The organism is Ruminococcus sp. CAG:57 (assembly GCF_000435935.1).
GTDB classification, from domain to species: Bacteria; Bacillota; Clostridia; order Oscillospirales; family Ruminococcaceae; genus Hominimerdicola; species Hominimerdicola aceti.
In genome coordinates, this window is record NZ_FR890700.1 from 44,821 (window position 1) to 54,374 (window position 9,554).

Here is a 9,554-nt window from a genome sequence, read left to right on the forward strand (position 1 = left end):
TTACCCTCCTCTTTAGAACTTAAGTCCGCCTTCACGGGCTCCGTCTGCCAACTCCTGAACACGTCCGTGGTAAAGGTAGCCGCCTCTGTCGAATACGACATTCTCGATGCCCTTTGCCTTAGCCGCCTGAGCGATCATTTCGCCGACCTTACGAGCGCCTTCCTTGTTGCCGCCGTTGCCTTCAAAGTCCTTGGACATTGAGGAAGCGCTGCAAAGTGTTACGCCGTTTACGTCGTCGATAACCTGTGCATAAATATGCTTAGAGGAGCGGAATACGTTGAGGCGAGGACAATCAGCTGTTCCGTTGATCTTGTTGCGGACTCTCTGATGTCTTTTTGCTCTTGCCTTAGCCTTGTCAAGCTTTTTAACCATAGTAATTCTCTCCTTTTATTACTTCTTGCTGCCCTTACCAGCCTTACCTTCCTTACGGATAACATACTCGCCTTCGTAACGAATACCCTTACCCTTATAAGGCTCTGGTGGACGCTTCTCACGGATCTCACAAGCAAACTGACCTACTTCCTGCTTGTCGCAACCTGAAATTACGATGTGGTTTGCGTCAGGTACATCGATCTTGATAGTATCTGTTTCAGGTACGATTACCTGATGAGAAAAACCAAGGTTCATAACAAGGTTCTTACCCTGCTTCTGTGCTCTGTAACCTACACCAACGATCTCAAGCTTCTTTGCGAAACCCTCTGTAACACCCTCTACCATGTTGTGTACGAGTGTTCTTGTCAGACCGTGCAGTGACTTGTGGAGCTTATCCTCTGAAGGACGCTCTACTGTGATCACGCCGTCTGCACACTTTATTATCATATCCTTGTGGAACTCTTTTGTGAGTGAACCCTTAGGACCCTTTACTGTAACTACGTTTCCGTCTGCAACAGTAACCTCTACACCTGCAGGAACACTAATTGGCTTAATACCTATTCTTGACATAACTTAGTCCTCCTTACCAGATGAATGCGAGAACTTCTCCGCCGACATTCAGCTCTCTAGCCTTCTTGTCTGTGATAACGCCCTTTGAAGTAGATACGATAGCAATGCCAAGACCCTTTATAACCTTTGGCATATCCTCGCAGCTTGCGTAAATTCTCAGACCAGGCTTTGATACTCTTCTGAGTCCTGTGATGACTGGATTTCTGTTCTCGTCATATTTAAGAGTAATTCTAATGATACCCTGCTTACCGTCTTCAATGATCTTGAAGTCCTTAACGTATCCTTCGTCTACGAGGATCTGTGTGATCGACTTCTTCATATTAGATGCAGGAACGTCAACTGTTGCGTGCTTCGCAGTACTTGCGTTACGGATTCTTGTAAGAAGATCCGCTATTGTATCAGTAATTTGCATGCGTGTTAACCTCCTTTTACCAACTAGCCTTCTTAACTCCCGGAATCTTACCCTCGTGAGCCAACTCTCTGAAACAGATACGGCAAACGCCGAACTTTCTCAGATAAGCGTGAGGTCTTCCGCAGATCTTACATCTGTTGTAAGCACGAGTGGAATATTTAGGCGTAGCCTGCTGTTTGTTGATCATAGCCTTCTTAGCCATTTTTTATCCTCCTCTTACTTATCAGCAAATGGAGCACCCATAAGTGAAAGCAGCTCCTTTGCCTCTTCATCAGTTTTTGCAGTTGTGATAAAGTTGATATCCATACCACGAACCTTATCTATCTTATCGTATTCGATCTCAGGGAAGATCAGCTGCTCCTTAAGACCAGTAGAGTAGTTGCCTCTGCCGTCGAAAGAGTTAGGGTTGATACCTCTGAAATCTCTTACACGAGGAAATGCTACGTTGAAAAGTCTGTCAACGAATTCATACATTTTCTCAGCTCTCAGTGTTACCTTAACACCGATGATCTGTCCGTCTCTGAGCTTGAAGTTAGCAACGGACTTCTTTGCCTTACAAACGATCGGCTTCTGTCCTGTGATAGCAGCCAGATCAGTCATGATAGCGTCGATAACCTTCTTGTTATCCTTATCTGCGCCGCAGCCCACGTTGATAACTACCTTATCAAGCTTTGGGATCTGCATAACGTTAGCGTATTCGAATTTCTTCATCATAGCAGGAGCTACGTCGCTAACATAATATTCTTTAAGTCTAGCCATCGTAATATCCTCCTAATTAAAATTCTTCGCCGCAGTCTGCGTTCTTGCAGACTCTAACTTTAGTACCGTCCTCAAGGAACTTATGAGCGACTCTTGTTGGCTTGCCGCACTTAGGGCAAACTGCCTGTACCTTTGAAGCGTACATTGCAGCCTCAGCCTCAACTATGCCGCCCTGCTCGCCCTGACGTCTTGGCTTAACGTGCTTTGTAGCAATGTTAAGACCCTCAACGATTACCTTTCCCTCCTTAGGGGAAACTTCCAGGACCTTGCCCTTCTTACCCTTGTCCTTACCGGAGAGGATAACGACGGTGTCGCCTGTTTTTACGTGTACCTTATTCATTGTTACGACACCTCCAATTAAAGAACTTCTGGAGCAAGTGAAAGGATCTTCATATAATCCTTCTCTCTGAGCTCCTTAGCTACTGGTCCAAATATACGAGTACCTCTTGGGTTCTTGTCTTCTTTGATAATAACAGCTGCGTTTTCGTCAAAACGGATATATGTGCCGTCTGCACGACGAAGACCCTTAGCTGAACGAACGATTACTGCTTTAACAACGTCGCCCTTTTTAACAACTCCGCCTGGTGTTGCCTTTTTAACAGAACAAACTACAACGTCACCGATGTTTGCATACTTTCTGCGTGTTCCGCCGAGTACCCTGATGCACATAAGCTCCTTTGCTCCGGAGTTATCTGCTACCTTCAGGTAAGTCTGCATTTGTATCACAGTGCGTTCCTCCTTTCAGAATTTAACGTGCGGTCGGCAGAAGTTATCTGCCACCTGCACTATTGCGTTTTAATTACTTAGCCTTCTCAAGAACGTTAACAAGACGCCATCTCTTGTCCTTTGACAGAGGTCTTGTTTCCATAACTTCAACCTTGTCGCCTATATTGCAAACATTGTTTTCGTCATGTGCCTTAAGCTTAACTGTTCTCTTGATGATCTTCTTGTAAAGTGGGTGCTGTACGTTATCCTTGATAGCAACTACGATAGTCTTATCCATCTTGTTGGAAACTACAACGCCAACTCTGGTTTTTCTCAAATTTCTCTCTTCGCTCACAGTTAATCCTCCCTTCGAAAATTACTGAACATTGGACTCTTGCTTACGAATGAATGTCTTTACACGAGCAATATCCTTCTTCACAGCCTGAAGTCTCTTAGGATTCTCCAACTGATTTACAGCGTGCTGGAAACGAAGGTTAAAAAGCTCCTGCTTGAGCTCAGCGAGTTTGCTGTTGAGCTCGTCGACTGTCATATCCTTGATTTCATTAGCCTTCATTATTGCTCACCACCCGTTTCTTGAGTATCTCTTTTAACGAACTTACACTTGATAGGCAGCTTGTGCATTGCAAGACGCATTGCTTCTCTAGCTGTCTCTTCAGGTACTCCTGCGATCTCGAACATTACTCTGCCTGGCTTAACAACGGCTACCCAATACTCAGGTGCGCCCTTACCTTTACCCATTCGAGTTCCAAGAGGCTTTCTTGTTGCAGGCTTATCTGGGAAGATCTTGATCCAAACCTGACCGCCACGCTTGATGTATCTTGTCATTGCGATACGGGCAGCTTCGATCTGATTTGATGTGATCCAAGCAGGCTGAAGAGCCTGAAGACCATACTCACCGTGAGAAACTGTGTTACCTCTCATAGCCTTGCCTGTCATACGGCCGCGGTGCTGTTTTCTGAACTTAACTCTCTTTGGAAGCAGCATTACTTGTTACCTCCCTCTTTTTTAGCCTTATTGAAGTCACGCTTACCATTTCTGTTCTGGCGTCTTCTGTCGTTTGACTCTCTCTTGTCTGAAGCAGCAACTTCGCCCTTAAGAACCTCGCCTCTGTATATCCATACCTTAACGCCGATCCTACCGTAAGTTGTGTGTGCCTCAGCTGTACCATAGTCGATGTCAGCTCTGATCGTCTGAAGTGGAATTGTACCCTCGTGGTATGTTTCTGCTCTAGCGATCTCTGCACCGCCAAGACGGCCGCCGCATCTAACCTTGATACCCTTAGCGCCGAGCTTCATTGCTCTGCCGATAGACTGCTTCATTGCTCTTCTGAATGAGATTCTATCTTCAAGATCGTGTGCGATCTTTTCTGCAACGAGCTGTGCATTGATGTCAGGCTGCTTTACTTCAACGATGTTGATAGCAACGCTCTTGCCGATCATCTTTTCAACGTTTGCACGGAGCTTTTCAATCTCTGCGCCGCCTCTGCCTATTACGATACCAGGCTTTGCACAGTGGATGTGGATTCTTACCTTCTGACCGCCGTCCTTATCGGCAAATCTTTCGATCTCTACTTTTGGAACGCCGGCGTATACGCACTTATCTGCTGGATTCTTTGATCTTGTATTCAGCTCTTTAAGAATAAAGTTACGAACGTTGTAATCCTCAACCAGTGTATCGCCAAAAGTACCCTTTTCTGCAAACCAGCGGGAGTCCCAATTCTTAATCACACCGACACGAAGTCCGTGTGGATTTACTTTCTGTCCCATAGTTTACCTCCTCTTTCAGCTTATTCCTTTTCCTTAAGAACGATCGTAACGTGTGATGTTCTCTTAAGGATTCTATATGCTCTGCCTTGTGCTCTTGGCATGATTCTCTTCATTATCGGTCCTGGACAAACATAGCACTCTGCAACGTAAAGGTTGTTCTTATCCATGTTATGGTTGTTCTCAGCGTTGTGAGCGGCGGACTTCAGAAGCTTCTCAAGATATTCACTTGCAGCCTTTGGTGTATGCTTTACTGTTGCCATTGCAACATCATAGTCTTTTCCTCTGATCAGATCGAGAACGATCTGTACCTTACGAGGAGCAATACGAGCATTTCTCAGAATTGCTTTTGCTTCCATTTGTATTCCTCCTTCCGCACTACTTACCGTTGTTTGAGGTCTTTGAACCTGCATGACCCTTGAATGTTCTTGTTGGAGCGAACTCTCCCAGCTTGTGACCAACCATGTCCTCTGTTACATATACAGGAACGTGCTTACGTCCGTCGTGAACTGCGAATGTGTGACCAACGAATTCAGGGAATATTGTAGAAGCTCTGCTCCATGTCTTGAGCACCTTCTTCTCGCCTGCATCGTTCATTGCCTTAACTCTCTTGTAAAGGACCTCCTGTACGTATGGTCCCTTCTTGACACTTCTACCCATTGATCATCTGCCTCCTTTCAGCATTACTTACCGTTTCTGCGTTTTACGATAAACTTATCGGAGCGATGATGCTTAGCACGGGTCTTGTATCCCATTGTAGGCTTACCCCAAGGTGTAACTGGAGTTGGTCTACCAACTGGAGCACGACCCTCACCACCACCGTGTGGGTGATCGCATGGGTTCATTACAGAACCTCTAACGGTAGGTCTCCAGCCCATATGACGCTTTCTACCTGCCTTACCGATATTTACGTTCTCATGGTCGATGTTTCCTACCTGACCGATTGTAGCCATGCAGTTTACAGGGACCTTTCTCATCTCGCCTGAAGGAAGTCTTACAAGTGCGTAGTTGTCTTCCTTACCCATGAGCTGAGCCATGTTTCCTGCTGAACGAACGAGCTGTGCGCCCTTACCAGGATAAAGCTCGATGTTGTGAATGAAAGTACCAACAGGAATGTTGATCATTGCAAGTGCATTACCAGGCTTGATGTCTGCGTCTGCGCCTGCTCTGATTACGTCACCAACCTTAAGACCATAAGGTGCGATGATGTATCTCTTCTCGCCGTCCTCATACTCTACAAGAGCAATGAATGCTGAACGGTTTGGATCGTACTCGATAGTAAGAACTGTTGCGTTCATATCGAGTTTGTTTCTCTTAAAATCAATTACACGGTATTTTCTTCTTACTCCGCCGCCTCTGTGACGAACAGTGATTCTACCGTAGCTGTTTCTACCTGAGTTCTTCTTGAGTGGCTCAAGCAGAGACTTACATGGAGCAACCTTTGAAAGCTCGGAATAATCGGTAACTGTCATACCTCTTCTGCCGGCTGTTGTAGGCTTGTAGCTCTTTATTGCCATTTGAAATTCACTCCTTATCTGAGTTTTGCGAAAAGGTCAAAGCGTTTTCACGCCAAGCGCCCTTCCATACTTACGTCCTGCGGTGAAATGATGAGCGGTCCTCGCCGCCTCGCAAGACCTTTCCGAAGGCTTCTCGGTATTCATGAAGTTCTTCGGAGCAATGCAGCCTTACGCTGCACCTCTTTTAGAGGATTTAGAACAAGCCCTCGAAGAATTCGATTGTCTTGTCACCCTCAAGAGTAACGATCGCTTTTTTCCAGTCTGGTCTGTAGCCTACGCTTCTTCCCATTCTCTTCTGCTTACCCTTAACGCTGATCGTGTTTACCTTAGCTACCTTTACGTTGAAAAGCTCTTCAACTGCCTTAGCGACCTCGATCTTGTTAGCGTCCTTAGCGACCTTGAAAGTGTATCTGTTAGCCTGAAGTCTGTCCATAGAATCTTCAGTGATAACTGGCTTTAAAATTATATCTTGAGCAGTTCTCATTATGCGTAAACCTCCTCAATCTTCTTTACAGCCTCTGAAGAAACGATAAACTTATCATAGTTCAGAATGTCGTAAACACTGAGAGTATTTACAGTAGCTGTCTTAATGCCAGGAATGTTGGCTGCACTCTTGACAACAGTCTTGTCAGACTCTGCTGTAACGATGAGAGCCTTACCCTCAGCACCAAGTGCCTTGAGCATCTCAACAACTGCCTTTGTCTTGTAGCTCTCGAGCTTGATTGAATCAACAACTACGAGATTCTCGTCAACGACCTTTGTTGAAAGTGCAGACTTCATACCGAGTCTTCTTTCCTTTTTATTAAGTGAATAGCTGTAATCTCTTGGCTTAGGACCGAGAGCAACACCACCGTGTACCCACTGTGGAGCTCTGATAGAACCCTGTCTTGCGTGACCTGTTCCCTTCTGTCTCCATGGCTTTCTACCACCGCCTCTTACTTCTGTTCTTGTAAGAGTTGACTGTGTGCCCTGTCTCTGGTTAGCAAGATAATTTACAACCATAGCGTGCATGATAGCCTTGTTTGGCTCGATACCGAAAATAGCATCGTTAAGCTCAGTGTCGGCAACCTTTTTGCCTGTCATATCAAATACTGAAATCTGTGACATTATGATTCCTCCTTCCACTAAGCCTTCTTAACGCAGTCGCAAATTGTAACTGTACCGTTCTTTGGTCCAGGAATTGCGCCCTTGATTGCGATAAGATTGTTTTCTGCGTCTACCTTGACGATCTCAAGATTCTGTACAGTTACCTTTACGTTACCGTACTGACCAGGCATACCCTTGCCCTTGAAGATTCTTGAAGGTGATGAACAAGCACCCATAGAACCTGCGTGTCTGTGTACAGGACCTGTACCGTGAGTTTCCTTAAGTCTTGAGTTGTTGTGACGCTTGATCGTACCGGAGAATCCGTGACCCTTGCTTGTACCGCTGACATCAACGATGTCGCCTGCAGCAAATGTGTCAGCCTTTACGATATCTCCAACATTAAGAGCTGATGTGTCAGCAAGTCTGAACTCCTTAAGAGTTCTCTTCATTGCAACGTCAGCCTTCTTGAAGTGACCCTGAAGAGGCTTGTTTACTCTCTTCGCTCTGATGTCGCCATAGCCAAGCTGAACAGCCTCATAGCCGTCATTCTCAACTGTCTTCTTCTGAACGACAACGCAAGGACCAGCTTCAACAACTGTTACAGGAATTACTTTTCCTGCTTCATCGAAAATCTGTGTCATACCGATTTTCTTACCGATGATTCCCTTTTGCATTATGTTTTCCTCCTATGTGGTTATTGGTCGGACTTGTCCGACGTGACCTGCGTGTTAAATGTTTTTTGAGATCGCACGCGATCTCATTTGGAGATTACTTGATCTCCATAACAATGTTAACGCCTGCAGGAAGTTCAAGATTTTCAAGAGCTGCTGTTGTTTCCTTTGTAGGTCTCAGAACATCGATAAGTCTCTTGTGAGTTCTCATCTCGAACTGCTCACGGCTATCCTTGTACTTGTGTACAGCTCTGAGGATAGTGATTACCTCTTTGTCTGTAGGAAGTGGGATAGGACCTGAAACCTGTGCGCCTGAACGCTTAACAGCCTCAACGATCTTTGCTGCAGCTGCGTCTACAACCGCATGCTCGTAACCCTTGATCTTGATTCTGATCTTTTCATTGACTGCCACTTAAATCGCCTCCTTGTGCAAATTAAAAAAGTTTAGGGGGCAGCTTTCTTTCACTCAAGCCTCAGTCAATTGCGTAAATGATCGAGGCGTGCCGATCGCTTACGCAATTGACAGGTTCGAGCTTTAAAAGCTTTCTGTTGATACCCGTTTACACTCTGCCGTGTGTTCCCTGCCGTTCTCATAAAAAATTCCGAAACCCGCAAGGCTTTCGGACTCAGAAAACAGCGCACACAGCATCACACATACTCACGCTAAAGCAGACCTTGTCCGCTATCGCAAGAAGCATAAGCACATACTGTGTTCGGTATTAACAGTCGCCCGGTTTAAAATCGGACATACTCCACGGAAATTACCTGACCAACTGTCAGCAACCTTCCGCTTCATCGCATATCATCATCGTGTACATTAAATACACTGTGCAGTCACGCAAGTATTATTATACACTACTTTTACCCCATTTGCAAGCGGTTACAGACAAATTACAATATAGAATTTTCACTGACTTCTCAACGTGTTTATATGCACATTGCACAAATTTCACTATGAGTATCATTTGCCGCTACATTTTATTCATATTCGTTGTAAAAGTCGGTTTTTCGGGGCTTTAGCAGGGTAAAATGCTACTATTTATCGCAATAATTTTGCTATCGCAAAAAGAACGGGCGACCACAGGTCGCCCTTACAAGAGGTATGGTATAGGGGGACAGCGTCCTCGACGTCCCATTTTGCTGTATCATGTTATACAAAGTTTATATTACGCCACTTCGTCAGTGTCATAGTACGCCTTGACCTTCTCTTCCGTTTCATCGGTGATCGTCTTTTTGATCTCTGTTTCCTCATCGCTGAATATAAGATCAGCAAGCTCAGAGGGGATAGTTTCCCTGATCGAGCCTTCATACATTGCTCCGCCTCTTGGCTCCCACATCTTGGTCATTGTCCAATTGTCGTCCTGCTTTTTAAAGTCCAACATTCTTACGACCAGACCGCCGCTGTACATATTGCCCGCACCTTTATAATGTCCGTCATTGCTCAGTATATAGACCTTGCAGGTCTCATCGTTGATACTCTGCACGCCCATAAGATAATGGGATTCCACAAAAAAGTCGTTTTTGCCTGCATTCTCATAGTCATTTGCTTCGCCTCTATTGTATGTGCGCATTATTACCGCATTTGAGATATCCTCGTCAGTGAGACCCTCTGGCAGTTGGTGGACGACCTCCGCATCACAGCCCTTATAAAAATAGTATCCCCATATGCCGTGAGTTT

At 45.3% G+C, this 9,554-nt stretch carries 19 protein-coding genes; all 19 read right to left on the minus strand.

The window, feature by feature from the left end; all coding sequences use genetic code 11:
- Nucleotides 1-12 precede the first annotated feature (12 nt).
- Nucleotides 13-372: a 50S ribosomal protein L18 gene (gene rplR, locus QVO88_RS02655; protein WP_022286982.1), complete on the minus strand. Its 360-nt coding sequence runs from the start codon at nucleotides 370-372 to the stop codon at nucleotides 13-15.
- Between the two features lie 18 nt (nucleotides 373-390).
- Entirely contained in the window at nucleotides 391-942 is a 552-nt protein-coding gene (gene rplF / locus QVO88_RS02660; protein WP_022286983.1) for a 50S ribosomal protein L6, read from the minus strand.
- 13 nt (nucleotides 943-955) lie between these two features.
- On the minus strand, nucleotides 956-1,354 hold the full coding sequence (gene rpsH, locus QVO88_RS02665) for a 30S ribosomal protein S8 (protein ID WP_022286984.1): 399 nt from the start codon (nucleotides 1,352-1,354) through the stop codon (nucleotides 956-958).
- Between the two features lie 16 nt (nucleotides 1,355-1,370).
- Entirely contained in the window at nucleotides 1,371-1,556 is a 186-nt protein-coding gene (locus QVO88_RS02670) for a type Z 30S ribosomal protein S14 (RefSeq protein WP_022286985.1), read from the minus strand.
- A gap of 14 nt (nucleotides 1,557-1,570) precedes the next feature.
- On the minus strand, nucleotides 1,571-2,113 hold the full coding sequence (rplE, locus tag QVO88_RS02675) for a 50S ribosomal protein L5 (protein WP_022286986.1): 543 nt from the start codon (nucleotides 2,111-2,113) through the stop codon (nucleotides 1,571-1,573).
- A 16-nt stretch (nucleotides 2,114-2,129) separates the two neighbouring features.
- A complete protein-coding gene (gene rplX / locus QVO88_RS02680) occupies nucleotides 2,130-2,453 on the minus strand; it encodes a 50S ribosomal protein L24 (protein ID WP_022286987.1) in 324 nt (107 codons plus the stop codon).
- 17 nt (nucleotides 2,454-2,470) lie between these two features.
- Nucleotides 2,471-2,839 (minus strand): 50S ribosomal protein L14, encoded by a 369-nt coding sequence (gene rplN, locus QVO88_RS02685; RefSeq protein WP_022286988.1) that lies wholly within the window; start codon nucleotides 2,837-2,839, stop codon nucleotides 2,471-2,473.
- A 73-nt stretch (nucleotides 2,840-2,912) separates the two neighbouring features.
- Complete coding sequence (gene rpsQ / locus QVO88_RS02690; RefSeq protein WP_022286989.1) at nucleotides 2,913-3,173, minus strand: 30S ribosomal protein S17; 261 nt, start codon at nucleotides 3,171-3,173, stop codon at nucleotides 2,913-2,915.
- Between the two features lie 21 nt (nucleotides 3,174-3,194).
- A complete protein-coding gene (gene rpmC, locus QVO88_RS02695; protein ID WP_022286990.1) occupies nucleotides 3,195-3,392 on the minus strand; it encodes a 50S ribosomal protein L29 in 198 nt (65 codons plus the stop codon).
- The gene (rplP, locus tag QVO88_RS02700; RefSeq protein WP_022286991.1) at nucleotides 3,392-3,823 is read right to left on the minus strand and encodes a 50S ribosomal protein L16; all 432 of its coding nucleotides are present in this window, start codon (nucleotides 3,821-3,823) and stop codon (nucleotides 3,392-3,394) included. Before rplP ends, rpmC begins: the two co-directional genes overlap by 1 nt.
- Entirely contained in the window at nucleotides 3,823-4,605 is a 783-nt protein-coding gene (rpsC, locus tag QVO88_RS02705; RefSeq protein WP_022286992.1) for a 30S ribosomal protein S3, read from the minus strand. Before rpsC ends, rplP begins: the two co-directional genes overlap by 1 nt.
- Nucleotides 4,606-4,625: 20 nt before the next feature.
- Nucleotides 4,626-4,961 (minus strand): 50S ribosomal protein L22, encoded by a 336-nt coding sequence (gene rplV, locus QVO88_RS02710; RefSeq protein ID WP_022286993.1) that lies wholly within the window; start codon nucleotides 4,959-4,961, stop codon nucleotides 4,626-4,628.
- Between the two features lie 19 nt (nucleotides 4,962-4,980).
- Entirely contained in the window at nucleotides 4,981-5,262 is a 282-nt protein-coding gene (rpsS, locus tag QVO88_RS02715) for a 30S ribosomal protein S19 (RefSeq protein ID WP_022286994.1), read from the minus strand.
- A 23-nt stretch (nucleotides 5,263-5,285) separates the two neighbouring features.
- Nucleotides 5,286-6,119, minus strand: a complete 834-nt coding sequence (gene rplB, locus QVO88_RS02720) for a 50S ribosomal protein L2 (protein WP_022286995.1) — start codon at nucleotides 6,117-6,119, stop codon at nucleotides 5,286-5,288.
- A 193-nt stretch (nucleotides 6,120-6,312) separates the two neighbouring features.
- Nucleotides 6,313-6,603, minus strand: a complete 291-nt coding sequence (gene rplW, locus QVO88_RS02725; RefSeq protein WP_022286996.1) for a 50S ribosomal protein L23 — start codon at nucleotides 6,601-6,603, stop codon at nucleotides 6,313-6,315.
- Entirely contained in the window at nucleotides 6,603-7,226 is a 624-nt protein-coding gene (gene rplD / locus QVO88_RS02730) for a 50S ribosomal protein L4 (protein WP_022286997.1), read from the minus strand. Before rplD ends, rplW begins: the two co-directional genes overlap by 1 nt.
- Nucleotides 7,227-7,243: 17 nt before the next feature.
- Nucleotides 7,244-7,879, minus strand: coding sequence for a 50S ribosomal protein L3 (gene rplC / locus QVO88_RS02735; protein WP_022286998.1), 636 nt, complete (start codon nucleotides 7,877-7,879; stop codon nucleotides 7,244-7,246).
- Nucleotides 7,880-7,973: 94 nt separating this feature from the next.
- Nucleotides 7,974-8,288 (minus strand): 30S ribosomal protein S10, encoded by a 315-nt coding sequence (gene rpsJ, locus QVO88_RS02740; protein WP_022286999.1) that lies wholly within the window; start codon nucleotides 8,286-8,288, stop codon nucleotides 7,974-7,976.
- Between the two features lie 754 nt (nucleotides 8,289-9,042).
- Nucleotides 9,043-9,554, minus strand: a 512-nt coding sequence (locus tag QVO88_RS02745; protein WP_288177734.1) for a hypothetical protein, incomplete at its 5' end; no start/stop codon positions are given.